We start from the raw sequence: 25,020 nt of genomic DNA on the forward strand, positions 1-25,020 counted from the left end.
CCATTGAGCATTAGCGTGCGGCTCGGATAAATGCCGCAAGCTTCTCACTAGCATGCTGTTCACTCAATGCAGACATACTATCCGCCGCTTCCACTTTGCCATCAGCCACAAACACAAAGTGGCTGGCAATGGCTTTGGCATCGCTTAAATGGTGCGTGACCATCAATACGGTTATTCCCCGCTCTGCCGCCAGTTTTTTTACCAAGCTCAGCATCTCTTCACGTAAAACCGGATCAAGCGCCGAGAAAGGCTCATCCAACAGCCACATGGGATGAGGCTGAACAAAACAACGTGCTAAGGCAACACGTTGACGCTGCCCACCAGAAAGGTGCTCAGGCAAACGGTCGAGGTACTCTGCAACGCCAACTTGCTGCGCAGCTTGTTCAACCTGACGTTTTTGGTCTACCGTGAGCTTTAGCCCTGGGTGTAAACCTAAGCCAATGTTGTCACGCACCGACAAGTGAGAAAACAAGTTATGCTCTTGGAACAGCATGGAGAAAGGACGCTGATAGGGCTCTTTGTGCACAATCGACTCACGATCAACCCGAATGTCACCTTGGTCAGGATGGATAAACCCAGCCACCAACGCCAGCAACGTCGATTTTCCAGCCCCACTTGGTCCCATCAGCGACACAATCTGACCTTGCTCAATCGTTAAGTCAAAACGAAACAGCTCACGTTGGTAGGTGTACTGCACATCATCCAACACTAACATTACGCTCTCTCCTTCGTTTTCAATACTTTCTCAATCAAGGCAAAACAGCCCACACTCAACAACAACAAGGTCACCGATACCACCGCAGCCGCGTCCATCTGATAGCTGCCAAGTAACTGGAACAAATACAGAGGCAAAGTGCGGAACTCTTGCCCGCCAAACAACGCGATAGCACTTAAATCGCCAATCGCAAACATAAAGCTGATCGCAAACGCATGTGCGAATGGCTTGCGCAGCGCCTGCCACTCCACCACTTTAAAGCGTTGCCAGCCACGCATGCCTAAGCTGGCACACAGATACTGGTATTGCTGCTCGATGTGCAGTATTGGCTGTGCCAGCGTTTTGATCACGTAAGGCAAAGCCATCAAACCATTTACCAAAATCACAACAAAAAACGCCAAGCTAAAAACATCGGTAAATGATCGCAACAGCAAGAATAATCCGGTGCTAATCACCAAACCCGGCGTCACCAAAATAATGGTGCCGATTAGCTCAATCTGATCGGCTCGCGTATTTTTGTACTGCAATCGCCAACGGCGACTGGTCAACAATATAGACACGCCCGCAGCGACCGCAAGCGCACTGGCTAACCCTGCCACTTTGAGTGAGTTAGATAACGCAGACCAAAAACGTTCATCGGTTAACACCGTCCAAACTTGTTGGTTGATGCCACTCAGTAACACCATCAATAACGGTGGTATCACCAGTAAAAAGGCACCTATGATCCAAAAGCTATCCCAAGCTTTTGACCACCCATGATCCTTCGTTAAATATTGCTGTACCGATGTGCTGCCAGCACTGATAGAAACAGGCTTTGTTAACTTCTGCACTCCAATGGCAAGCAGTCCACATAACAGCATCTGCCACAGCGCCAATAACGCCCCAGCTTGTAAATCAAAATCAAACTTAATCGCTTGGTAAATTGCCAATTCAATGGTGGTGGATTTTGGCCCGCCCCCCAACGCCATTACAGTGGCAAAACTGGTGAAGCACAACATAAATACCAAGCCACAAACGTGGGGAAGTTGCTGCCTTAAACGCGGCCATTCCACCCAACGAAACTTATTCCAATGGTTCATACCTAAATGCGCACACAGCTTATGTTGCTCGGCAGGAATAGATTCTAATGCTTGCAACAGCAAGCGCGCAGCATAAGGTAAATTAAAGAACACATGGGCGAGTAAAATGCCGTTCAAACCGTAAATAGAAAATGGCAGTTTGCTATCGAAACTCTGTAGCCACTGCGCTAACAAACCGCTGTTGCCATAAATCGCTAATAGCCCGAAAACACCAACCAAAACAGGCAAAACTAGCGTCGATGCAAACAGCTTAAGCAGTAATGATTTACCAATAAATTGGCGACGCGAAAGCGCGTGCGCAACTGGAATGGCCAAGCCAACACTGAGCAATGTGGAAAGAAAAGCTTGGTAAAAGCTGAACTTGGTGACATGTTGATAATACGGATCGTCCCATACCACAGACACATCAAGTGAAGGGGCTTGAACAATCAAAGCACCTAGGGCAGAAACAACAAAGGTCGCGATGATCATCGCGACCCCTAAACCTATTTTTGGAACAGAATTCAAAGGTAAAACCTATCTCATTCAGATGAGGGGTGGAACGTCAGCTAAAACGTCAGTGCGCTTTGCCATTCACGAATCCAAGACTTACGCATTTTTGCCACTTCATCAGCACTAAAGCTCAACGACTTGTTTGGAACGCTCAAGGTTTCAAAACCTTTAGGTAACTCAACGTCAGTAACAGGGTACATCCAGTTACCCGTTGGCATCGCTGACTGGAACTCATCACTTAAAATGAAATTCATAAATTGATCAGCAAGTTCTGAATTTTTTGCCCCTTTCACTTTAGCGGCGACTTCAACTTGCATGTAGTGACCTTCAGCAAAATTCGCCGTCGCAAACTTTGAATCGTTTTCCGCAATTAAGTGGTACGCAGGTGACGTAGTGTAAGAAAGCACTAAGTCCGACTCGCCGTTAAGGAACATGGAATACGCTTCTGACCAACCTTTCGTGACCGTTACGGTTTTGCTCGCTAGCTTCTGCCACGCTTGCGTCACATCGTCGCCATAGATGGATTTCATCCACAGCATCAAGCCTTGGCCCGGCGTTGACGTACGCGGATCTTGATAAATCACTTTCAAATCGTCGCGCGTTTCCACCAGCTCTTTCATGCTTTTCGGCGGATTAGCCAGTTTCTCTGTGTTGTACACAAACGCGAAGTAGCCGTAATCGTACGGTACAAACGTCGTGTCGCTCCAACCATTTGGTAACACTGTGTTAGCCGTATCCACATTGTGCTCGGTAAGCAGACCGGTTTTCTTCGCTTCTGCCATCAGATTGTTATCCAAACCTAACACGATGTCGGCTTTGCTATTACCGCCTTCAAGACGAAGACGATTCAGGATCGACACACCATCGTCCAACGCCACGAAGTTAACGTCACAGCCACATTTTGCTTCAAAAGCTTGCTCGATTTTAGGACCTGGTCCCCAATCTGCGGCAAAAGAATCGTAGGTATAAATAGTTAATGGGTTTTCAGCAGCAAACGCTGAAGTTGAAGTAATTGCAGCTAAGGCAATCAGACTTGAAGTGGTTTTCACTGCTCGCTCTCCATGAGTATTTCAGAGAAATAAGTTGAGCGGCACAGGGTTGAGGCGGCTATTAAGGACTTCCAATATCCAGACTCAATTCCTACGCCAGCATTATCTGGTTCAGGTAATACGGGTCCCTAGTAAAGCACTTAGGTCTCAGCGCCCAAATGCATTGATTGACTCAATGCTAAATGGGTTTGCTCCCCGATGAGTTGGATGGATTGTAAAGGTATTTGAGTGGTTACACAATCAGCTCACGAACGCTGGTCATAACCCCAACGAGGCACTAAACCTTGCTCAATACCTAAGTGGTCGAGAATTCTCGCCACCATAAAATCCACTAAGTCTTCAATGCTCTTTGGCTGATGATAGAAGCCCGGAGCCGCTGGCATGATGGTCACGCCCATTTGCGATAGCTTGTGCATGTTCTCCAGATGCAGCGTTGAAAATGGCGTTTCGCGAACGACGAGCAACAACTGCCCACGCTCTTTCATCACCACGTCAGCGGCGCGCTCAATCAAGTTATCCGACATACCATGCGCAATCGCCGCAACGCTTCCCGCAGAACATGGGCAAACCACCATTTGCTTGGGTGCCGCAGAGCCAGACGCTACCGGTGAGAACCAGTCATCTTTACCGCAAACGGTGATGTTATTTGGATCACAGTTGAGATGTTCCACCAACGCTTGCTTTGCGGCTTCAGGCCCACTTGGCAACTTAAGGTTGTGTTCGGTTGCCATCACGACACGAGCCGCCGAAGAGATCAAAACGTAGACATGATAATCCGCCGCGACCAAACATTCTAAAAGGCGCAGACCATAAGGCGCACCAGATGCTCCAGTTAACGCTAAAGTGATGGCTTTTTCTGCTTGCTGCTGTTTGTTTTGCATAAAATCAGGCTTTTTGTTTAAGTTGCTCGAGGATCTTGCCGTGAATACCGCCAAAGCCACCATTACTCATCACGAGGATTTGGTCACCTGGCTGCGCACGTTCAACGATTTTCGCTACAAAGTTATCGATGTCAGCGTCAACAAAAGCAGGTTGCTGACATTGTTCCGTGATATCTTGCACCGACCATTCGATGTTGTCTGGTTGGAATAAGAACACTTCATCTGCGCTGTGTAGCGAATCCGCGAGTGTGTTTTTGTGCACGCCGCGCTTCATAGTGGCAGAACGAGGTTCCAACACGGCAAGAATGCGTTTTTCGCCTACCTTGTTACGCAAACCACCGACGGTGAGTTCAATTGCCGTCGGATGATGCGCAAAATCATCGTAAACCGTCACACCTTGCACTTCACCTTTTAACTCAAGACGGCGCTTGGTGTTAATGAAACGGCCCAGAGCCTGACACGCAAGCTCCGGCGTTACGCCAACGTGTCGCGCCGCGGCAATCGCCATTAACGCATTATCAACGTTATGATCACCCACCAAATCCCATTCGACGGTACCGACCTTCTCGCCTTGTAGAGCAACTTCAAATTTTGAGCCATCGACCACTAATTTGTGCGCTTGCCAGTCGCCCTCAACACCTGAAAACTGCTTTTCTGTCCAGCAACCACGCTCTAATACATCCGCCAAAGCTTGGTCTTGCTTCGGAGCTAAGATTAAGCCATTGCCGGGAACCGTTCGCACTAAATGATGGAATTGGCGCTTGATCGCCTCTAGATCATCGAAGATGTCAGCATGATCAAACTCAAGGTTGTTCATGATTAAGGTTCGAGGATGGTAGTGCACAAACTTAGAACGCTTATCGAAAAAAGCACTGTCATATTCGTCCGCTTCAACGACAAAAAACATGCTTTCACCCAAACGAGCAGAGACTCCAAAGTTACCAAGTACTCCACCAACTAGGAAACCAGGTTGATAACCGCAGTCTTCGAGTATCCAAGCCAGCATGCTCGACGTGGTCGTTTTACCGTGTGTACCCGATACCGCCAATACCCAGCGATCGTGCAGCAAAAACTCGTTGAGCCACTGCGGACCAGAGGTGTAGCGCATGTTGGTATTGAGCACATGTTCAACACATGGGTTACCACGGCTCATGGCATTACCGATCACCACAAGGTCTGGTTGAGGGTCGAGTTGAGACGGGTCGAAGCCTTCAATAATTTCAATACCTTGAGACTCAAGCAACGTGCTCATCGGTGGGTAAACGTTGGCATCAGAACCAGTGACTTTATGCCCTAATTGGCGCGCTAAAATCGCAGCGCCGCCCATAAATGTGCCACAGATACCCAAGATATGAATGTGCATAAACTAAACCTTGTAATGCGTTCTTTAATGCTTTCATTATCGCGATCACAACCAGAAAAGCGAGAGACTTTAGCCTTCTTCTTGCAGTCCCTTTCACAAATATGACAAGGTTGAACACAGACTGTACAACCTCTTGCTTACTGATGAATCCCTCAAACAAGTCTACAAATAAATTGAGATCTCAAACAGTTACTTCATTACCATTAAAAAGATCTGCGACTTAAACTTACATCCAGCGCAATCGTTTAACATCCATAAAGAGATGCTCACTTGCGCACTACCCCCAATGAAATGAAAATGTAAGGATTAACCATGTCAGGACTGCGCACCCTAGGCGAGTTCATTGTCGAAAAACAAGCGGATTTCCCCCACGCTAGCGGTGATCTATCATCCCTTTTAGCCTCCATTCGTTTAGCTGCAAAAATCGTTAACCGCGAAATCAACGCAGCGGGTCTCGGTGATATCACTGGTGCTGTAGGCACGGAAAATGTCCAAGGTGAAGACCAGCAAAAGCTCGATGTTTACGCGAACGATAAGTTCAAAGCCGCGCTTGAAGCTCGTGACCAAGTGTGTGGCGTTGCCAGTGAGGAAGAAGACGAAGCGGTTGCTTTCAACAAAGAGCTCAACCAAAACGCCAAATATGTGGTACTGATGGACCCACTTGATGGTTCTTCTAACATCGATGTGAACGTCTCTGTCGGTACTATCTTCTCTATTTATCGCCGTGTTTCACCTATTGGCACACCAGCGACAGAAGAAGATTTCCTTCAGCCTGGTCATAAGCAAGTTGCCGCTGGTTACGTGATTTACGGTTCATCAACCATGTTGGTTTACACCACGGGTAACGGCGTAAACGGCTTTACTTACGACCCATCTATCGGCAGCTTCTGCCTTTCTCATGAAAACATGATGATCCCAGAAGAAGGCAAGATTTATTCGATCAACGAAGGTAACTACATTCGCTTCCCTCAAGGGGTGAAGAAGTACATCAAGTACTGCCAAGAGAATGTGCCAGAAGACGGTCGTCCATACACTTCTCGCTACATTGGCTCATTGGTTGCTGATTTCCACCGCAACTTACTGAAAGGTGGTATCTACCTTTACCCTAGTACGCAAAGCCATCCTCAGGGCAAACTGCGTCTACTTTATGAATGTAACCCAATGGCGTTCTTAATTGAGCAAGCGGGCGGTATTGCATCAGACGGCGTCAATCGCATCATGGATATCAAACCAACCGAATTGCACCAACGTGTGCCTTTCTTTGTTGGTTCTAAGAACATGGTTCGCAAAGTTGAAGAGTTCCTTGAACTGCACCGCGACGAAGAATAATTTCAGACCTTTGTCCAACGCGGCAGGTGTTTACCTGCCGCGTTTTTGTCGCTAAAGTGAAACGCGAATTTATCATCAGATGAAGCCGCTTCTGTGTGACTCATCGTTAATGAAAAGGAATATTCTAATGAGCTTAAACCATGTGCCAGCAGGCAAGTCGCTGCCTGAAGATATCTATGTCGTGATCGAAATTCCTGCAAATGCAGATCCAATCAAGTACGAAGTAGATAAAGACTCTGGTGCGGTATTTGTCGACCGTTTCATGTCTGCACCAATGTTCTACCCATGTAACTATGGCTACGTGAACAATACGCTGTCTCTTGATGGCGACCCAGTCGACGTACTGGTACCAACACCATACCCACTAATGCCAGGTTCAGTGATTCGCTGCCGTCCTGTTGGCGTTTTGAAGATGACGGATGAGTCAGGTGAAGACGCAAAAGTGTTTGCGGTTCCACACACCAAAATCTCGAAAGAGTACGATCACATCCAAGATGTGGACGATATCCCAGAACTACTGAAAGCGCAGATCACGCAATTCTTTGAGCGTTACAAAGAGCTTGAAGCAGGTAAATGGGTGAAAGTGGATGGTTGGGCAGATGTTGCTGCCGCTAAAGCTGAGATCCTAGAATCTTACGAGCGCGCTCAGAAAAAATAAGCATCACGGCTGATACAAAATTAAAAAGAGCTGCTTTAGGGCAGCTCTTTTGCTTTTCATCTTGTGTAAGTCAATAGATAGGCGCGCCTGCAGAAGACATTCGGCCGGCGTCATAGTCATGCTGAAAGAAGGGGTCTAGGTCATCACAAATACCAAAATACGGACGCCCGATAACACCAAGCATATACGCGCTTTGTTCACAATACTCTTGCTTCCCTTGCTGATAACCCGTTTGATAGGCCATGATCAGTTCAGGCGTAGCATGATTAGTACCATCCAGTGCAGCGATGCGACCTTCAGATAAAACTCTTAATCCATCTAAGGCAGACTGCTTACCAAACGCTTGCCAGTCGGTAACATTACTCGAGGTCGGCAGGGTTGTTTGCGCGCATGCGGCAAGAATCAACGCCATTGATCCAATTACGAATACCTTCATCATGACTCCTTAGTGACCAGCTCGTCGCTATTGATAATGTCAGTATAGCTCACACCTTTTGACACCAATCTCCGGAAGCGATTTCTTCGGTCAGTTGTTCAGTATCTTGATACAAGTAGATCCAAGCTTGGCCAAACGGCGTGACGATACTCTCTCGACGATACTCTACTGGCACATCTTCCAACTTATCTAGCTCGGATAAGGTTTCATCATCAATCAGATACACTTCACCTTGTATCGAGCGCTGCCCAACAGACAACGCAGGATAAGGACCTAAGTCATACAGTGCGAACTGAGCATCCGTTTCATGCTGACCAAGAAACTGGGCCGAGCTCAGAAAGTGATGATTACACTCTCCTTTACGCAAGGTCCCATATACAAAAACTAAATGCTGCATAACCACTCCTTAGTCATGAACTTTATGTACGCAGACGAACAAGCTCTAATCGAACTCAAATTGATAGAGTAGGTCAACCGCACTATCTACACCAGAAACCGCCTCTAAATACAGATCTTGCATCAATCGATAACGCACGGTGAACTCGCCTAGTGAGTTAAAGATGCCGACGCCGTATTTCACCTGTAATCCCGGCAGAATATAACCACTGACGGTCACTTGAGAATCATCGCCCGACCCCGCCGTATCCAATTGTAAATCTTGAACCCCAAAGGCTTCGCCGATTTCACCAACCACGCGTCCACTCTTTGCCAAACTTAGGCCGATCAACGTGGTCGTCATAGCATTGCCTCCCGCTTCGCCATCAATGTCTTGACCGCGAAGTAGGTAAGAGAGCGCATTCGCTTGAGGCATCGCTGGCTCAGAGAATATCTCCACATTTGGATCCGATGCTGGTCCTGTTACACGCACACCAGCAATCACGTCATCTTGGGTATTATCTGGATTTCGAATCGCCTTAATAGAAACGTACGGCTGATCTGCCGGACCATTCATTAAGATCTTACCTTCTTCAATCACCAAATCCTGACCAAAAGAGCGGTAAGAACCGTCGACGATATTAACCTCACCAACGATGAACGGACCTTTATCTTTCTGTGTCACATTGAGGTTACCTTTCAGACCACCTTTCAAACCAAAGGCGGCCAGTTGAAAGTCATCACCGATCTTAATGTTGATATCCGTTTCAACATCAAATGGCATTGGCTCGATATCACTCACAGGCTGTAAGTTCTGGTCCAAAATCACGGTGTCGCTTGAAACACCAACCGCACTTGGTGGCAGCTCTTCAACCACAACTCGTCCCCAAGGCAGATTAATATTACCTTCGACCTTAGCAAGCTGTGGTGTGACATCAATGGTCATGTCCGGCTCAACTTTGATTTTTACCATTGGTGGAAGATCCACCTGAAGCTCTTTCGCAAATACGCGCGCTTTGGTATGCCAATTTTGTAGATCCTGCCAATCGGCCTCACCAGTCACTTCCAACTCACCATCTGGCGTCATGATACCCGCATCAAGATCCGCTTGGTGACCTTTAAAGTTGATCGCGACCTGACCGGAGTTAATGTCTATCGGCGTGACTTCACCTTGTAGCTTCATTTGCTCAATCAAGAACTGACCGTTGACCTTAGGGTGCATAACATCACCAGATATCGCCAAATCAGTATTCATGTTCGCTTTGAATAGGCTGTACTCACCTATCAACGGCGCTAAGAAATCCAGATGGAATGTCGATAGCGAGACCTTACCGTCAATCTCAGGCTGCTCAGACGTTACATCGACCAAAGAAACCTGACCTGATAAGTCACCGTTGTCTCTCACATCAAATAACCACTCAGCATCTAACTTGTCTTTTGCCAGCGCCGCTTTAAAGCTAAAGCTTTCCCAACCAAGAGTTATCGGCTGCTCTAGTGCTTGCTCTACTTGACCTTTAGGCATATCAACGTTCACCGTGACTTCCGGCTTCATCTCTGGTGCCCATTTTGCTGTTGCTTGCGCGTTGACCGACCCTTGTAATTTCGTCTCTGGCGGCAGGAACTGCTTGATTTGTTCAAAGTCAAAGTCGTTCACAGCTAACTTGGCTTCGCCACTTTGACCAACACTAATATCTTCGGTCAAACAAACACTCGAATTGGCTTGCAGCCAACAATGTGCTTGAACATCAGCGATTTGTTTATCAATGTTGACTTTAACCGCCGTCGATTTCTGCAACGCCCAAGGTCCCTGCGGCGTGCTCAAAGTAAGACGACGCAATGCACCATCCCAGATCATTTGCGGCTTCTGTATGAATGAGCCTTCAATTTCTAAGCTGGTTGATACAATGTCAGACACCACATCTAGCGTCAGTTGGTGCAGTTTTTCATCCCCAGAAACTTCAAGGTCTGCACTATCAACTTTAATGTCGTCGTAGGTAATGTTGTTCGCAATGAGGCTTAAGTTCGCTTTCGGTGCTGGCAGAGGCGTCACATCCCCCTTCAAAGTTATGTTTTCGACGTTCGCTTGCTGCTGCCAGTTCACTTGATTTAGCGCTAGGTCTAATTTGATGTCAGGCTCTTTCAAGCTACCACGCAGCGCCACGTTGCCTTGCATCTTACCCGCTAGATCTGGAACACTTTTCGCAAAATCGGGGAAGTTAACCTCAACATCCATTAATATCTGCTTATCAATCTTACCCTTGGCACTCAATTGGTTAGGGCCATGAGAAAGCGCTAAACCTTGTGTGGTAAGCTGAATGTCTTCACCTTTGCCATTCTTATCAGACGCTTCCAGTTGGCCTTCCACATTCAGCGGATAACCGCGCAAAATGCCATCGATATCTAACTTAGGTAAACTGACTTGCCAACCGCCTTGTTCTGTTAAAGAACCTGAAGTCGAGAGGCTACCACTGATATCGCCTTCCGCTTCTTCCCATTGAAGCCCTGGTTGAATATGTTGCAAATTAAGGTCAGCTTGCCAGTTGATTGGCGCAGCCCAATTCGCCATCACCTGACCGGATAGCTCACCGCCCAATGTTTTGACTACCAGGCTTTCAAGATCGATTTGCTCTAATGTGCCTTTGCCGTTTAGTGCAACATCTACAGCAGGAATATCTTTACCCGAAGCTTGTGTTTCTAGTGCCACAGTGTATCCGTCCAGGGAACCTTTTGCAGATAAACTTGGTACCGATACTTGATAATCACTTTGACCGATTAACGGCCATTGCGCTTGCACATTTTTGATTGCAACATCAAAGGGGAACTGCGCTTTCAGGGGCTGAAGTTCACCTTTGATCTCCGCTTCGACTAGTTCAGATAAGGTCGCAGTGAGAGAAAGGTCTCCCACCGAACCAGCAGCTGACAGCGACAGCTTTTGTCCCTTCGCATCCGCTTGCTTCACCAGCGCATCGAGCTGTGCTTTGAGAGGATAGTCAGCAGAAAGCGTTACTTGCGTGCTTAACTTACCTTCCACTTCAGGCATATCGAGCTCTAATGTTTTCACATCAACACGGTCGCCCCCCGCTTTCGCTACAACACCAAGGTGGTGAACGATCACCGGCTTCTCACCTGCAAGCTTGAAGTTATGAATATCGAGGCGTCGTGCTTCCACAGTGAGTGGAATCCACACCTCGGGTAACACAATATCTTGCGGCGGAGCGTCAGCGTCTTTCGGCTCGTCTGTGGCCGCTTCAGGTTCAGCTTCACTTGGAGCCAATGCAACATTGATGTCTTTTAATGCCGTCGGCGCAATCACTAAACGGTCGCCTTGCATAGAAAGCCCGGTAGAGAAATCTTGCCAGTCAATTTGGTTGCCTAAAATGTTTAAGTTAATGTCATCAAAACTGACCTTATTAACAAAAATAGGGACTGGTGTACTGACTGTACGTAATGGCGGAGTCTCCTCTGGCTCTTCGCCTGCCGGAGGGAGCTCTGGCATCTGAAAGTTAACACCTTGCAGGGTTAGCTCATCGACACAGACTTTAGGATCAAAGAAACAACGGAAGTTAACCGCTAACGCTAAACGATCGACTTTTGCGTCGATGTTCAAAGATTCGTCGACAAAACTGACGTTCTGTAGCTCAAAACGAGGAAATAATGAACCCTGAACTTTCTCTATCTGTAGTTGCGGTAAAGCCTTTTCTGCTCCCCACAACGCGAGCTTAAGACCAGGGTGAGTAAATAGCACTGTCGCAACAAAAATGATGAGCAACAGCAATAGACCAATCAAACTTAGCGACAGCCATTTGGTCCACTTAAACATCATTTTGATCATAACTCAGGCCCCAATGAGAAGTGGATGCGGAACTCTCTTTCTGGTTTTTCATCCAGTCCCCACGCAAAATCAAAGCTAACCGGTCCAACCGGAGACGCCCAACGGATACCCACACCAGCACCCGATTTCCATTTAGGTGTTTCGTTAAATGCATCACCAATATCGTAGAAGGTGGCTGCCCACCAGTTTCCATATACGCGATATTGATATTCTAATGTGCTGCTAACGATGTATTTACCACCCGTCAAGGCGCCACTTTCATCCACAGGTGAAATAGACTCGTATCCATAACCACGAATGTTGTTGTCACCACCAGCGAAGAAACGCAGAGAAGGTGAAAGCTTTTCAAATTCGTCAGTGATGTTCGCACCACCTTCTAAACGGAACAAACCACGATGATTATCACCGATCCCGCGGATCCAAGATGATCGCCCTAATAGGCGCAATACTCGCGTTTCTGACAGCAAAGCAGGATCACCATATTCGATCGTTACACTTTGCTTATCCCCCCACATTGGCATGTTGCCACCACGGACACGAGTTCGTGAAAAAGTGGCTCCGGGTAACACAAATTGCACCCCATCATCTTGCAGACCTTGAGAGAAGTTTTCATACAAGTGACGAACATAAATGGTTTTATGCCAACCGCCATCAGTTAGCCAATGTCGCTCAACTGCCAAGTTGGATTCCAAACTCTCCGTATCTCGGTTATCAAGGTGCTTTAAACCAAATTGCAATTGGTAGTATTCACGCAATACATCATCAAGCGGGATTTTGTAGCCTGCCGTGATCGTCTGTTCTGGCTTTGATAGTGATAACGCCGTATTAAAGCTGTGGCCACGTGAACTAACCCATGGTTTTTTCCATTTTAACGTGCCACGCACACCAGTATCGGTCGAGTAACCAAGACCGGTTTCTATTTGGTTTTTTGACGCTGGCGCGAGCGAGACCTTAATTGGCAATTCGCGTCCCTCATCCAATTTACTTAAATCAGGCTCCACAAAAACCGATGAAAACCAATCGGTATTAGACAGGTTTTGGTTGTACTCCCCCACTTGCGAAACCAAGTAAGGTTCACCAATTTCAAAAGGTCGCATTGATTCAACACGGTTTTCCCAAATCTGACTGCCGGTAATGTTAATCGGACCAAAGTGATAACGAATACCACTGTCATAATGCAAACGCACATTCGCTTCATTGAAGTCAGGAATCACTTCAAGTTTGCTGAGCTTGTAATCACCATTGAAATAACCACGCTGCAACGCCAAGTTACGAATACCCGATTTCAGGCTATCGTATTCACCTTGATTCAATACTTTACCGACTTTAAGCGGTGAACGTTCAATAAGTTTGGCGAACTCTTCATCGTCTTTTGCTTCACCTGTGATCACCACATCCATGACTTTCACTTTCACAGGTAAACCCGGCTTGATGCTGACGATCAACTCATCATTCCCTTCCGGAATAGAGTATGAAATTTTTGCATGATAATACCCAAGCGCATTAAGAGCTTCAGTGATACTTTGATCTAATCTCGCTTGAAAGCGCAGAGAAGTGGAGTAGTCCTTCGCTGGAATGGACGACAGGTACGCACTGACATTCTCTTCTAAAGCGCCATCGATGCCTTTTAAAGTCAAAGAAACATCGGCATAGGCACCATGAGAAAAGGCAAACAGGCCAACAATGGTGAGGAGAGCTTTTTTTATCATGCTTTTTTGGCTGAATGAGGTTAAGTAAACGTAAATAATGATAACGCCAATTAAAGTCTAAGTCTGTAATATTAATAGGTTTAACGCGGTCTATGTCATCACAGCATCAGATACAGACGAAATGAAAAAGTTCGCAAATTTAAGACACGTATTGAAGGACAAATACCATGCTCAACAAACAAACATTGATCAGTATAGAAGATGCCTTGCCAGGTAGAGATCAACCGATGCAGGTTGAAGATCATCATTTTGTAAATAAATCTAACTTAAAGGCACCATTGGAGCCGCATCAACAACAAATTCTGCTGGGAATGGGCTGCTTTTGGGGTGCTGAGCGCGTATTTTGGCAACTGGATGGGGTTATCTCCACTTCGGTTGGCTACGCCGGTGGATATACACCCAATCCTACTTATGAAGAGGTGTGTACGGGTAAAACAGGCCATACAGAGGTAGTACGAGTCGTCTTCGATGAACGCGTGATTTCCTTAGAAAAACTACTGGCCGTTTTTTGGGAGAAACATGACCCAACCCAGGGGATGCGTCAAGGTAACGATTTGGGCACACAATACCGTTCGGCTATTTACACTTATTCCGCGAAGCAGCAAGAGAGCGCAGAAAAATCGAAGCTCTTGTATCAACAAGCACTGCAAGAGGAACTACGCGCGAACATCACCACTGAGATACAGCCAGCGGGCCCGTATTATTTTGCCGAAACTTACCACCAGCAATATCTGGCTAAAAACCCTGACGGTTACTGCGGTATCGGTGGCACAGGTGTTTGCTTTCCACCCAGCTTACAAAGTTAGTTCCTAGGACTAACTGAAACCAAAAAGAGCGACCGAATAGGTCGCTCTTTTTTGAAATCGAAAACTAAATTCAAGCCAACGGGCTCTTAAACAGACAACGAAGCAATCACTTGGTTGACTTCTTTAAAGATGGTGAGTCTTTTCTGATCGTTGACGTCAGGGAGCAAAACTTTGCCATTGTCGAACTGAAAACATCCAACCCCAGCAATAAAGAATTGACCTTTGAACAACGTTTTAACGAAACGTGCCACTTGTAATGGTCGGTATACAGCAAACTCACGTAGCATAACTCACCTCAATTCCTTTGAGAAAACACGGATTGCTTATTTATCCTCTGCAATCTTGATGCGCAATCTGCGACGAGGTTCATTTTAGCAAATTCTAAATATAACGCAATATTACACCACCCCATACGTTAAATAAATGTTATCAACAGTTCTACAAATTTCCTAGATCTGGATATATACTGGAAAACTTCCAACTCGTACGGAATATAACAATATGAAAACTAAGACTCTCCTACCTCTACTATTGGCTATAACGCCAAGCTTTGCGTTTGCACACAACCTATCTGTCGGTGAGACCGTTCCTTCTGCCAAGGTCGCGGCTTATGGCGAGATTGTTTTGCAGGGTGAGGGCGTGGCATACCAACCATGGGCAACCCAGCATATGCAGGGTAAGGTTCGTGTTATTCAAGCAATCGCAGGTCGTAGCAGTTCAAAAGAAATGAACGCCCCTTTGATGTCAGCAATAACCGCCGCGCAATTCCCGCAAGAAAGCTACCAAACAACAACGATCATTAACCAAGATGATGCAATCTGGGGGACAGGTTCGTTCGTGAAATCTTCAGCCCAAGACAGCAAAAAAGAGTTTCCTTGGTCATCTATGGTTCTGGATGAAAATGGCGTAGTCGCCAACACTTGGGATCTTAAAGAAGAAAGCTCTGCCATTATTGTTCAAGACAAAACAGGCAAAGTGCTGTTTGTAAAAGAAGGCGCACTTGAGCAAGATGAAATTGCAAAGGTGATCGAGCTAATTAAACAGAATATCTAGTCTCGTTGCTTGGCTCCTTAATATCCGCAGTACGCAGTATAAGGAGCCTTGCGACCAAACTTAAAGCTTGAGATTTCTGTTGCCCCTAGTTTAACGCTCAGTGATTCCACCAAGGAGACAGTCTCAGATTCGGCGACATCACATGTGTTGACGTAAATTTTCCCACTAGCCAACAAAAGAGTGAACTTTTACTCATTATGGGTGTTATATTATAACAGTCGGTAAGAGGAGCTCAGATGTACCACCACCAGCAAAAGATACGGAAGCATTGGCATCGCACTGTTTTATTTTTCAGTGTCGCGTTGCTGATCGCTTGGAACTTTGCGGTAATCCTTCATCAAGTTGATCTGACTCCCGAACACCACACACACCATCATTGCCAGCTATTTTCTGGGGTTCAGCACGGCATAGCCAAAGCTCAACCGACCCTATCGTTGCCAACATTTACGCGCATCCAATACCATGATGTCTTTCAGCGCCTTGTTAATAGTGAAGACATTCGTGGTGCAGCTCGTGCCCCGCCTTATTTTGCTTAATTTCCAAACTATTCCACACTCAACATAATTTGTGCGCATTCCTACACCTCACGTGTCAACGAATCGCACCTTAGTAAATACAAATCTGATCCGGTATTGCTCGGGTTAGTGCCAGCAAAATTAGGAAACACAAAATGTCATCGAAACATGTTTTAGCGCTTGTCATTGGTCTCTCTTTATCGACAGCAGCAAATGCGGACGAATACCGCCAGCACGGTGCTCATGTGCATGGTCATGTCGAATTTAATATCGCCCAAGATGGAAAGGATCTGTTAGTGGAGATTACTGCTCCCGGAGCCGATGTGGTCGGTTTCGAGCATGCTCCAGAAAATGAACAGCAAGAGCAAGCACTTAAACAAGCAATTGCTACCCTAGAAGACAGCAACACACTGTTTGCTATTAACGCGCAAGCCAATTGTGATATTGAAGAAGCTTACGTAAACCATAACCTCAGCACCCCTAATGAAGACCATGATCATAGCGAGCACGACCATGATGACCATGCAAATCACGATCATGAAGGGCACGAACACCATGATCACCACAATGAACATCATGATGAACATGAGCACCATGACGGTCACGATGCTCACCATGAGGAGCATGAAAATGGCGGACATGGTGAGTTTTCGGTGCAATATCGCTTCAGCTGTGACCAAGTTAACCAACTCAGTAACATTCAAACCGACTGGTTTAATCAATTTCCAACGACTGAGTCAATCAACGTCAATATATTCACTGACACCATGCAATCAGCCATCAAACTGAGCAAAGATAACTCCCAAATCGTAATCAAATAACACGAGTGGCGTGTAAGTACACACTTACACGCCAATGCTTTGGTGATTTAGTATGACTGAAATCATGTCAAACGTTGTTGAGCTAAATAATGCCCAGTTTGTCTGGCCCGGTTCAACACACGCAACCATTCATATTCCACAGTTACATATTGCCCAAGGTGAGCACGTATTTATCAAAGGTCCCAGTGGCTGCGGTAAATCTACGCTGCTTGCCCTACTAACTGGCATCAACACGTTAACATCAGGCTCTCTATCCGTACTGAATACTGACCTTGTTAGTTTAAGTGCAAGTCAAAGAGACAAATTTCGCGCCGATCACATTGGCTATATCTTTCAGCAGTTCAATTTATTGCCTTATTTAAACGTACTTGAAAACGTACTACTGCCTTGCCAATTCAGTCAAACACGACGTGGCCGCGCGCTTTCAAGAACGTCATCTCAAACGTTAGAAGAGCAAGCTCAAGCTCTGCTTGAAAGGCTCCACCTACCCAGCGAGCTTCATGCTCGTCCGGTATCGGAACTGAGCATTGGCCAACAACAACGTGTTGCGGCTGCACGAGCACTCATTGGGTATCCGGGGTTAGTGATTGCTGACGAGCCAACCTCCGCTCTAGACCACGATAACCGTAAAGCGTTTATTGAACTCCTGATGGAGCAAACTAATCAAGCCAACGCTACGCTGATCTTCGTCAGTCACGATCCAACGCTTGAGCCCTTATTTGACCGCACACTTAACCTACCAGATATTAACCAAGCATCTAACCTAGGAGCCGCATCATGAGCGCTGTTGCAAAGCTCGCGTGGAAGAGCTTAATCAATCGTAAGGCGACGGCAATATTAACCATCATGACAGTCGCGATTTCTGTCATACTCCTTTTAGGAGTAGAACGCATTCGTACTCAGGCAAAAGATAGCTTCGCCAATACAATTTCAGGCACCGACCTCATCATTGGTGGCCGTTCTGGACAAGTGAACTTGCTGCTCTACTCTGTGTTTCGCATTGGCAATGCCACCAACAACATTGACTGGAAGAGCTACCAAGAGTTTGCCAATCATCGAGCAGTAGATTGGGCGATTCCAATCTCACTTGGCGACTCGCACAAAGGGTTCCGAGTCATGGGAACCAACCACAGCTATTTTGAACACTATAAATTCGGAAGTAAGCAATCACTAACCTTTTCAGAAGGCCGAAAATTCAATGGTTTATTTGAAACCGTGCTCGGTTCTGATGTCGCAAAACAACTGGGGTATCACGTCGGTAGTGAAATCATCATTGCCCACGGCATTAGTGATGTAGGCTTTAGCCGACATGACAACCTGCCATTCAAAGTTGTCGGGATTCTTGCGCCCACTGGCACGCCAGTCGACAAAACCGTTCATGTATCGCTAGAAGCCATCGAAGCCATCCACGTCGGATGGGAAAGCGGTGCACGTTTAGGCCCAACACCCAAAGCACAAGACCTCAAAAACAGAGACTTTCAGCCCAAGCAAATTACCGCGATGCTGGTCGGTTTGAAATCTCGTATTCAGACTTTCGCCCTACAAAGGCAAATCAACACTTATCCCAAAGAACCGCTTAGCGCGATTATGCCCGGGGTTGCGTTGCATGAACTGTGGGGAATGATGTCTGTTGCCGAGCAAGCCTTAATGGCAGTGTCTGGCTTTGTGGTGATTGCAGGATTACTCGGCATGCTAAGCAGCTTATTAACCAGCTTGCAGGAGCGCCGCCGTGAAATGGCGATTTTGCGCGCTATGGGAGCAAGACCTCGTCATGTTTTCTCATTGTTAATCAGCGAAGCCAGTCTACTTACTGCTGCCGGAATCGTGACCGGAGTGGCAGGGCTGTATGCCATTCTCGCCATCGTGCAACCCATCATTCAACAGCATTATGGAATACATCTGACTTTAAGCCTCTTATCGCCCTATGAATGGATGTTATTAGGTTTCGTACAATGCGCTGGAATTGTAATTGGTTTCATCCCGGCTTTTCGCGCCTACCGACAGTCACTAAGTGACGGAATGACAATAAGGATTTAATAAAATGTGGAGAAAAATACTCGCAAGTTGCTTGCTGATCGTCTCATTTATAGCACCAGTACTCGCAAGCGAGGAGCCATTAACGCTCGACTGGATTGATCTTGTACCTGAGAAAGAACGCAAACTGTTCGACAGTGTGGGCATGCCAGCTTCTGATCACAGTGGCGGCGCAGCGCAACAGTCTAAAATTGGTAACGTTCGACCAGAGCTAAATGGAAGCCAAGTTAAAATCCCGGGCTTTGTCATCCCGCTTGAAGGTGACGCGAATACCGTCACCGAGTTTTTGTTGGTGCCATACTTTGGAGCTTGTATCCACGTACCACCACCGCCACCAAACCAAATCATTTACGTGAAGTTTCCCAAAGGCGCACCCGTTCAAGAACTGTGGGATGTTATATATGTGGTTGGGGAGTTGAAAACCGAGACGATAAGCCACGAGCTGGCTGAAACGGCTTACGTTATTGAGGGATCGAAAATAGAAGCCTACGACGATATGTAGTTTAAGTCGTTGACATGCATCGGTACACCTAAGGCGTCACATCGGCGCCTTTTTTAGTTCTGTGTTACACGATATAACGAGACAAATACGCTAATACGCCAACATAAATAACCAAAAGAAACGCTATCGACAGGTGCTTTTTTAATTTACCTGCTTCTGAGAACTTCATTGTCCCTCCAAAATAACGATAACAATTTTAACAACTCATTATCATTTTGGATAGCCCTATTCGTTCAAAAACTGAGAACTCCTATCTGGTCGCCTGGTTAGATAAGGTGTAAATTTAAACAAGCGAACAGCGCAGTTCTTGGTAGGAAAATTAATGGCAGAACCGACAAAGCAACCTGTTGTCATCGAACATCAGTCAAACGCACAAAAAAATACGCAACAAGAAAAGAAGCAGGGCTACATCAAAGACAGTGCCAGCAAGGTAAAAACCATTGCCCAAATACACGGTCTTGATGCCTTACTGCAAACCGATCCACCGGCCAAATCCGCGCTTGAAAGAGCCCAACTGCGTGAACAGAGACGCCAAGAACAGCGACAAAAAAACCTAGAGCAGATTTTAAAGCTAGCACACAGTTCATGCCGAGATGAAACTGCCGGAGAGCCCGACCAAGACTGGTTGTATCGTTTTTTTGAAATGGCTCAAGACATCCATAACAGCGCGATGCAAAAGTTATGGGCTCAAGTGATGAAGCGTGAAGTGACAAACCCAGGCTCGACGTCTATGAAAGCGCTCAAAGTCCTCAAAGATATGTCACCAAAAGAAGCGCAAACTCTGCAAAGAGCCGCCTCTCTGGCGTGCAGTTTTGGAGGGGATCACAGTCGCAAGCTGTTAATTGGTTATAAAGCGCAAGGAGGAATATTTAGCTTCGGCAAACGAGACATCGCCAACAGCTTAAACATGGGAAGTTTTCAGCTGCCCTATTCAAGTTTGTTGCTGTTGATTGAACTAGGGTTACTGCATAGTACCGAGCTTGAATCTGGCGAAATTGGTATCGAGACGCCATTGATCCTCACCTACCAAGGTAAAAACTTGTCGCTGAACGTGAACAGCAAAGGCGTCCGCCTTTTATATTACCGCTTCACGCCAACAGGCAATGAGCTCTGTACCTTGCTCGGTAACAAACCACATGCCGACTACTACGACCAAATGCTTGCGCTTTTAAATCATAGATTTAGTGTCCATAGTGATGCTAAAAGTACGGTTCATCATACCGTGTAGGCAGTTCGAGAAGCATTTGACCACCCATGATCTAAATGCTTCTTAAGCCGTTCAAAGAGCTTGAGGTCACCAATGATCCAAATGCTTATTTATCGGATCACTGCACGCGACTTAAGCGCTTCCAAGCACAAGTCCACCAGCTCATCGACACTCTTTTCTCCCGCGGGCAAATCGATTTCAGGGTTCTCTGGCGCTTGATATTCCGAATCAATACCAGTGAAATTAGGAATCTCTCCCGCACGTGCTTTGCGGTACAAACCTTTAGGATCGCGACCTTCGCAGACTTCTAGAGATGCATTGACGAACACTTCGATAAACTCACCTTCTGGCAATAAGTCGCGCACTAGCTGTCGCTCTGCGCGATGCGGTGAAATGAACGCCGACAACACAATTAAGCCTGCATCCGCCATCAGTTTAGCCAGTTCACCAATACGACGAATATTCTCGCGGCGATCCTGTTCAGAAAAGCCCAAATCGCTACACAAGCCATGTCGCACATTGTCACCATCCAATAAATAGGTGTGGTAACCCAATGCTGCAAGGCGATTTTCCAACGCCCCCGCTACGGTTGATTTACCCGCTCCAGATAAGCCGGTAAACCACAATACAGCAGGTTTTTGCTTCTTTAATTCAGCACGAAACTGTTTATCGACCGAATGCTGGTGCCAAACAATGTTTTCATCTTTTACCGTCGTTTCGGCAGTCATAACGTATCCTTGTAAATATCGGAATTAAAATGGGAAGAAGACCGGAATCAAAGTAAGTACTAATACAGAGTACACAATCGAAATCGGCACACCAATTCTCACATAGTCGGTCAATTTGTAATTTCCTACGCTGTACACCAGCAAGTTGGTTTGATAACCGTAGGGAGAAATAAAGCTCGCACTGGCGCCAAACAAGACCGCCATAATGAATGGCATCGGATCAACGCCATAACCGACCGCCATGCTATAGCCAATAGGAAAAGAAAGCGCAGCCGCGGCATTATTCGTCACCAGTTCAGTAAGAACTAATGTCATGATGTAAGTTGCGACCAAGGCTCCAAACACGCCCCAGCCATTGAACGCTTCAATAAACATCGCTCCCATTCTCTCTGACAAGCCGGAAGAGATCATCAATTGAGCGATGGACAAAGCAGAGCCGACAATCACGACGATATCGATCGGAAAACGGCGGCGCAGTTCTGATATCTGTACGATACCAAACGCGATAAGTGCAATAAGATACGCGGCAAGGCCTTTAATAATCGGTACTAGTTCTAATAGCGCACACCCAATTACGGCAGCAAAACCCAGTAGCACGATGGAGGATTTATTCGTATCAAGCCGAGCGCTAGAGTCCAAATCATGCACTAAAACAAACTCTTTACGATGAGCTCGGCGCTCCGATTCAAAACGCTTCCCCGGAACCAGAACTAACGTGTCACCTGGCGCTAAGGTAATGCTACCCAAACCGCCCTCTAGGCGCTCATGGCCACGACGAATAGCGACAACAACGGCATCAAAGCGGTCACGGAATCGGCTCTCTTTAAGTGTTTTATAGCAAAACGTCGCGGATGAGCTCACCACAACTTCAATAAAATTTTGCCCATTCAAATGCTGCTGACCAAAAAGCTTGAGGCCCGGAATTTCTTGCAGGGTCGCGACGCTCTCAACATCACCACAAAACAACAATCGGTCTTTCGCATTGAGTACGAAATCCGGTCCTACAGAGGAAACCGTCACGCCATCTCGTACAACCTCCGCAAGAAACAGTTTGCGCAGCGCACGTAAATTATTCTCGCTGACCGTGCGCCCAACTAACGGTGAACCAGGCTCTACGCGAGACTCAAGAAAGTACGGTAAATCTTCTTGGCTTTGATCATCGTAGTTCGGCAGTAAGTAACTGAGCGGGATAAGAATCAGCATTCCTCCCACCAACACCGCCAAGCCAATCATCGTGGGTGTAAAAAAGCTCAGGCTCGGCAAACCGGCATCTTCAACAAAGCTGTTGATGATTAAGTTAGTCGACGTACCTATCAAAGTTAATGTGCCACCAAAAATGGCGGCGTAAGACAGCGGGATGAGTAATTTCGAAGGCGCATGCTGCTGATTACGCTTAATCGCCCCAATCAATGAGACAACCACGGCGGTATTATTCGTGAATGAAGAGAGCAAGGCCGTTGATACACCGAGCTTAGCGATCACACTACCTAACTGGCCTTCAGAAATACTACGGCTCACCCAACTGATCAGTAACGTTTTTTCTAAAGCACACGATGCAAGAATCAACAGAACCAGAGTCAATAACGAAGAGTTGGTAAAGTTGGATGCGATCGTGGCTGAATCCATCATTCCCGCCATAAATGCAATAAAAGCGGCACCCGCAAAGACATAACTAGGCTTAATTTTTGTGACAAGCAAACAAGTGATAATGCCAAGCAAAATCGCTAATACAAACCCTTGTTCCCACATAGCCTTTCCTTACCAAATCGCCCAAAGGGCACAACAACGACTCATTTATCCGTGAGACACCAGACAAACGAGTAAACAGACCAAAATCAGCGCAAGCGAAAAGAACATCAGAATGCTCGGTTTTCTTGGGCTTCACCGAAGCATTCTGGTATTAGGAGAATAACCTAACTGCATTTCGCAACTCAGTTAGGCAGCGACGCCCCAAGCACAACAACAGATAGAATCAGAGCTTATCGTGCTCGGGCGCGCCAATTACTTTTTCAGCAATTGGCTGACGTCTTTTGCTTCCCAGTGTGGGAAGTGTTTACGCACAAGTGCATTCAGCTCAACTTCAAACGCAGAGATGTCCGTCAAGTCGCGCTCAACCACCGCGAGGCTTTCTTTGACCATGCCTGCACCAACCGTCACATTCGTCAGACGATCGATAATGATGAAGCCGCCGGTATCAGCACAATCTTGGTAATTGTCCAGCGCAACTGACTCATTGAGAGACCATTCACACAAGCCAATACCATTCAATGGCAGCTCTGCCGCACTATGAGTCGATAGGTTGTTGATATCATATTGGTAACGAATAGCTTCAACATGGCCCACAGTTTTCTTACCCGCGATTTTGATGTCGTAGTCACGACCCGGTTGCAGAGGTTGCTCTGTCATCCATACCACATCGGCAAGCAAGTGGTTTGTGGTTTCCACTTGAGCATTGTCTAGGACAATCAAATCGCCACGGCTAATATCGATCTCATCGCTTAGCGTCAGAGTGACCGCCAACCCAGCACGAGCTTCCTCAATATCACCATCAAACGTAACAATGCGTGCCACGGTTGACGTTTTCCCCGATGGCAATGCTTTGATGGCATCACCGACTTTGATCGAACCTGAAGAAATCGTCCCCGCAAAACCACGGAAATCGAGGTTAGGACGGTTAACGTATTGCACAGGGAAGCGGAACTCACCCGCACCTTTTTCTTGATCCACATCGACCGTTTCAAGAAGTTCAAGCAATGACGGGCCTTTAAACCAGCTTAGGTTTTGCCCTTTATCCACCACATTGTCACCTTCAAGCGCCGAAATCGGGATGATTTGAATATCAATATCCCCGGTCAGGTTCTCAGAAAACTTAAGATACTCATCGCGGATTTCTTCAAAGCGCTCTTGCGAGTAATCCACTAAATCCATCTTGTTGATCGCCACAACAAAGTGTTTCAAACCCAGTAGGTTGGAAATAAAAGAGTGACGACGAGTTTGATCAAGAATGCCTTTACGTGCATCAACTAAGATCACCGCTAAGTCACACGTCGATGCGCCTGTTGCCATATTACGCGTGTACTGCTCGTGCCCAGGTGTATCGGCGATGATGAACTTACGTTTCTGCGTCGAGAAATAGCGGTAAGCCACATCAATCGTGATCCCCTGCTCGCGCTCAGCTTGTAAGCCATCGACCAACAACGCAAGGTCAGGCTTTTCACCCGTGGTGCCCACACGTTGGCTGTCTGAGTGTACTGCCGCTAGCTGATCTTCATAAATTTGTTTTGAGTCATGGAGTAAGCGACCGATTAGTGTACTTTTACCGTCATCTACCGAGCCACAAGTCAAGAATCTAAGTAACGACTTGTACTGGTGTTGTGTTAAATAGCCTTCGATACCAAGCTCGGCTAATTGAGCTTCAACTGCACTGTTCATTATC

23 protein-coding genes and 1 riboswitch are annotated in these 25,020 nt (G+C 46.6%); of the genes, 10 read left to right on the forward strand and 13 right to left on the reverse strand.

The features are described 5' to 3' along the window. Positions 1 to 10: 10 nt before the first annotated feature. The 5 genes from thiQ to mpl form a co-directional block, all read right to left on the reverse strand. Positions 11 to 715: a thiamine ABC transporter ATP-binding protein gene (thiQ, locus tag VEA_RS00370; RefSeq protein WP_006742961.1), complete on the reverse strand. Its 705-nt coding sequence runs from the start codon at positions 713 to 715 to the stop codon at positions 11 to 13. Beyond that, on the reverse strand, positions 715 to 2,301 hold the full coding sequence (gene thiP / locus VEA_RS00375; protein WP_081441197.1) for a thiamine/thiamine pyrophosphate ABC transporter permease ThiP: 1,587 nt from the start codon (positions 2,299 to 2,301) through the stop codon (positions 715 to 717). The genes thiQ and thiP overlap by 1 nt, the downstream gene beginning before the upstream one ends. 41 nt (positions 2,302 to 2,342) lie before the next feature. Further along, the gene (thiB, locus tag VEA_RS00380) at positions 2,343 to 3,335 is read right to left on the reverse strand and encodes a thiamine ABC transporter substrate binding subunit (protein ID WP_006742963.1); all 993 of its coding nucleotides are present in this window, start codon (positions 3,333 to 3,335) and stop codon (positions 2,343 to 2,345) included. Positions 3,336 to 3,406: 71 nt separating this feature from the next. Continuing rightward, positions 3,407 to 3,543: riboswitch (TPP riboswitch) on the reverse strand. 37 nt (positions 3,544 to 3,580) lie between these two features. Beyond that, on the reverse strand, positions 3,581 to 4,216 hold the full coding sequence (locus tag VEA_RS00385; protein ID WP_006742964.1) for a flavin prenyltransferase UbiX: 636 nt from the start codon (positions 4,214 to 4,216) through the stop codon (positions 3,581 to 3,583). A 4-nt stretch (positions 4,217 to 4,220) separates the two neighbouring features. Next, complete coding sequence (gene mpl, locus VEA_RS00390; RefSeq protein WP_006742965.1) at positions 4,221 to 5,579, reverse strand: UDP-N-acetylmuramate:L-alanyl-gamma-D-glutamyl-meso-diaminopimelate ligase; 1,359 nt, start codon at positions 5,577 to 5,579, stop codon at positions 4,221 to 4,223. A gap of 312 nt (positions 5,580 to 5,891) precedes the next feature. Here mpl and fbp point away from each other — a divergent pair, with 312 nt between their 5' ends. Beyond that, positions 5,892 to 6,908: a class 1 fructose-bisphosphatase gene (gene fbp, locus VEA_RS00395; protein ID WP_005392321.1), complete on the forward strand. Its 1,017-nt coding sequence runs from the start codon at positions 5,892 to 5,894 to the stop codon at positions 6,906 to 6,908. A gap of 127 nt (positions 6,909 to 7,035) precedes the next feature. Then, entirely contained in the window at positions 7,036 to 7,566 is a 531-nt protein-coding gene (gene ppa, locus VEA_RS00400; RefSeq protein ID WP_012841160.1) for an inorganic diphosphatase, read from the forward strand. A 70-nt stretch (positions 7,567 to 7,636) separates the two neighbouring features. Here ppa and VEA_RS00405 read toward each other — a convergent pair whose 3' ends face one another. Genes VEA_RS00405 through tamA form a run of 4 tightly spaced genes read right to left on the reverse strand, consistent with a single transcriptional unit; the run spans position 7,637 to position 13,918 of the window. Continuing rightward, a complete protein-coding gene (locus tag VEA_RS00405) occupies positions 7,637 to 8,002 on the reverse strand; it encodes a DUF2799 domain-containing protein (protein WP_012841161.1) in 366 nt (121 codons plus the stop codon). 49 nt (positions 8,003 to 8,051) lie between these two features. Beyond that, the gene (locus VEA_RS00410) at positions 8,052 to 8,399 is read right to left on the reverse strand and encodes a gamma-glutamylcyclotransferase family protein (RefSeq protein WP_012841162.1); all 348 of its coding nucleotides are present in this window, start codon (positions 8,397 to 8,399) and stop codon (positions 8,052 to 8,054) included. 45 nt (positions 8,400 to 8,444) lie between these two features. Beyond that, the gene (gene tamB, locus VEA_RS00415; protein ID WP_012841163.1) at positions 8,445 to 12,209 is read right to left on the reverse strand and encodes an autotransporter assembly complex protein TamB; all 3,765 of its coding nucleotides are present in this window, start codon (positions 12,207 to 12,209) and stop codon (positions 8,445 to 8,447) included. Then, positions 12,206 to 13,918: an autotransporter assembly complex protein TamA gene (gene tamA / locus VEA_RS00420; protein WP_006742967.1), complete on the reverse strand. Its 1,713-nt coding sequence runs from the start codon at positions 13,916 to 13,918 to the stop codon at positions 12,206 to 12,208. Before tamA ends, tamB begins: the two co-directional genes overlap by 4 nt. A 167-nt stretch (positions 13,919 to 14,085) precedes the next feature. Between tamA and msrA the strand changes: the two genes are divergently transcribed. Continuing rightward, positions 14,086 to 14,724, forward strand: a complete 639-nt coding sequence (gene msrA / locus VEA_RS00425) for a peptide-methionine (S)-S-oxide reductase MsrA (protein ID WP_005392333.1) — start codon at positions 14,086 to 14,088, stop codon at positions 14,722 to 14,724. Positions 14,725 to 14,810: 86 nt separating this feature from the next. Here the strand turns inward: msrA and VEA_RS00430 are convergent, their stop codons facing one another. After that, positions 14,811 to 15,011, reverse strand: a complete 201-nt coding sequence (locus VEA_RS00430; RefSeq protein WP_012841164.1) for a DUF1107 domain-containing protein — start codon at positions 15,009 to 15,011, stop codon at positions 14,811 to 14,813. A gap of 214 nt (positions 15,012 to 15,225) precedes the next feature. Here VEA_RS00430 and VEA_RS00435 point away from each other — a divergent pair, with 214 nt between their 5' ends. The 7 genes from VEA_RS00435 to VEA_RS00465 all read left to right on the forward strand — a co-directional run bounded on the left by VEA_RS00435 (position 15,226) and on the right by VEA_RS00465 (position 20,877). After that, positions 15,226 to 15,777 (forward strand): YtfJ family protein, encoded by a 552-nt coding sequence (locus VEA_RS00435; RefSeq protein WP_005392336.1) that lies wholly within the window; start codon positions 15,226 to 15,228, stop codon positions 15,775 to 15,777. A gap of 236 nt (positions 15,778 to 16,013) precedes the next feature. Beyond that, on the forward strand, positions 16,014 to 16,313 hold the full coding sequence (locus tag VEA_RS00440; protein WP_012841165.1) for a DUF2607 family protein: 300 nt from the start codon (positions 16,014 to 16,016) through the stop codon (positions 16,311 to 16,313). A 134-nt stretch (positions 16,314 to 16,447) separates the two neighbouring features. Further along, positions 16,448 to 17,113 carry a zinc uptake protein ZrgA gene (gene zrgA / locus VEA_RS00445; RefSeq protein WP_006742968.1) on the forward strand — a complete coding sequence of 222 codons (666 nt, stop codon included), beginning with the start codon at positions 16,448 to 16,450 and terminating at the stop codon, positions 17,111 to 17,113. Between the two features lie 52 nt (positions 17,114 to 17,165). Next, positions 17,166 to 17,894, forward strand: coding sequence for an ABC transporter ATP-binding protein (locus tag VEA_RS00450; RefSeq protein ID WP_006742969.1), 729 nt, complete (start codon positions 17,166 to 17,168; stop codon positions 17,892 to 17,894). Then, positions 17,891 to 19,150 (forward strand): ABC transporter permease, encoded by a 1,260-nt coding sequence (locus VEA_RS00455; protein ID WP_006742970.1) that lies wholly within the window; start codon positions 17,891 to 17,893, stop codon positions 19,148 to 19,150. Before VEA_RS00450 ends, VEA_RS00455 begins: the two co-directional genes overlap by 4 nt. Before the next feature lie 4 nt (positions 19,151 to 19,154). Next, a complete protein-coding gene (locus VEA_RS00460; RefSeq protein WP_012841166.1) occupies positions 19,155 to 19,649 on the forward strand; it encodes a DUF3299 domain-containing protein in 495 nt (164 codons plus the stop codon). A 322-nt stretch (positions 19,650 to 19,971) separates the two neighbouring features. Beyond that, a complete protein-coding gene (locus VEA_RS00465) occupies positions 19,972 to 20,877 on the forward strand; it encodes a TIGR03899 family protein (RefSeq protein ID WP_006742971.1) in 906 nt (301 codons plus the stop codon). Between the two features lie 89 nt (positions 20,878 to 20,966). On the opposite strand, the gene cysC is transcribed toward VEA_RS00465, so the two are convergent. From cysC to cysN, 3 genes are all read right to left on the reverse strand, one after another. Further along, complete coding sequence (cysC, locus tag VEA_RS00470) at positions 20,967 to 21,584, reverse strand: adenylyl-sulfate kinase (protein ID WP_006742972.1); 618 nt, start codon at positions 21,582 to 21,584, stop codon at positions 20,967 to 20,969. Positions 21,585 to 21,608: 24 nt separating this feature from the next. Next, positions 21,609 to 23,333, reverse strand: coding sequence for an SLC13 family permease (locus VEA_RS00475; RefSeq protein ID WP_005392351.1), 1,725 nt, complete (start codon positions 23,331 to 23,333; stop codon positions 21,609 to 21,611). Between the two features lie 252 nt (positions 23,334 to 23,585). Then, positions 23,586 to 25,016, reverse strand: a complete 1,431-nt coding sequence (gene cysN / locus VEA_RS00480; RefSeq protein WP_006742973.1) for a sulfate adenylyltransferase subunit CysN — start codon at positions 25,014 to 25,016, stop codon at positions 23,586 to 23,588. Between the last annotated feature and the right edge of the window lie 4 nt (positions 25,017 to 25,020).

The sequence above is a fragment of the Vibrio antiquarius genome, assembly GCF_000024825.1.
Lineage (GTDB): Bacteria > Pseudomonadota > Gammaproteobacteria > Enterobacterales > Vibrionaceae > Vibrio > Vibrio diabolicus.

Coding starts and splice junctions, on each gene's coding strand:
- thiQ (WP_006742961.1), bottom strand. CDS start 715: ATGTTAGTGTTGGATGATGTGCAGTACACCTACCAACGTGAGCTGTTT.
- VEA_RS00385 (WP_006742964.1), bottom strand. CDS start 4,216: ATGCAAAACAAACAGCAGCAAGCAGAAAAAGCCATCACTTTAGCGTTA.
- mpl (WP_006742965.1), bottom strand. CDS start 5,579: ATGCACATTCATATCTTGGGTATCTGTGGCACATTTATGGGCGGCGCT.
- fbp (WP_005392321.1), top strand. CDS start 5,892: ATGTCAGGACTGCGCACCCTAGGCGAGTTCATTGTCGAAAAACAAGCG.
- ppa (WP_012841160.1), top strand. CDS start 7,036: ATGAGCTTAAACCATGTGCCAGCAGGCAAGTCGCTGCCTGAAGATATC.
- VEA_RS00405 (WP_012841161.1), bottom strand. CDS start 8,002: ATGAAGGTATTCGTAATTGGATCAATGGCGTTGATTCTTGCCGCATGC.
- VEA_RS00410 (WP_012841162.1), bottom strand. CDS start 8,399: ATGCAGCATTTAGTTTTTGTATATGGGACCTTGCGTAAAGGAGAGTGT.
- tamB (WP_012841163.1), bottom strand. CDS start 12,209: ATGATCAAAATGATGTTTAAGTGGACCAAATGGCTGTCGCTAAGTTTG.
- tamA (WP_006742967.1), bottom strand. CDS start 13,918: ATGATAAAAAAAGCTCTCCTCACCATTGTTGGCCTGTTTGCCTTTTCT.
- msrA (WP_005392333.1), top strand. CDS start 14,086: ATGCTCAACAAACAAACATTGATCAGTATAGAAGATGCCTTGCCAGGT.
- VEA_RS00430 (WP_012841164.1), bottom strand. CDS start 15,011: ATGCTACGTGAGTTTGCTGTATACCGACCATTACAAGTGGCACGTTTC.
- VEA_RS00435 (WP_005392336.1), top strand. CDS start 15,226: ATGAAAACTAAGACTCTCCTACCTCTACTATTGGCTATAACGCCAAGC.
- VEA_RS00440 (WP_012841165.1), top strand. CDS start 16,014: ATGTACCACCACCAGCAAAAGATACGGAAGCATTGGCATCGCACTGTT.
- zrgA (WP_006742968.1), top strand. CDS start 16,448: ATGTCATCGAAACATGTTTTAGCGCTTGTCATTGGTCTCTCTTTATCG.
- VEA_RS00450 (WP_006742969.1), top strand. CDS start 17,166: ATGACTGAAATCATGTCAAACGTTGTTGAGCTAAATAATGCCCAGTTT.
- VEA_RS00455 (WP_006742970.1), top strand. CDS start 17,891: ATGAGCGCTGTTGCAAAGCTCGCGTGGAAGAGCTTAATCAATCGTAAG.
- VEA_RS00460 (WP_012841166.1), top strand. CDS start 19,155: ATGTGGAGAAAAATACTCGCAAGTTGCTTGCTGATCGTCTCATTTATA.
- VEA_RS00465 (WP_006742971.1), top strand. CDS start 19,972: ATGGCAGAACCGACAAAGCAACCTGTTGTCATCGAACATCAGTCAAAC.
- cysC (WP_006742972.1), bottom strand. CDS start 21,584: ATGACTGCCGAAACGACGGTAAAAGATGAAAACATTGTTTGGCACCAG.
- VEA_RS00475 (WP_005392351.1), bottom strand. CDS start 23,333: ATGTGGGAACAAGGGTTTGTATTAGCGATTTTGCTTGGCATTATCACT.
- cysN (WP_006742973.1), bottom strand. CDS start 25,016: ATGAACAGTGCAGTTGAAGCTCAATTAGCCGAGCTTGGTATCGAAGGC.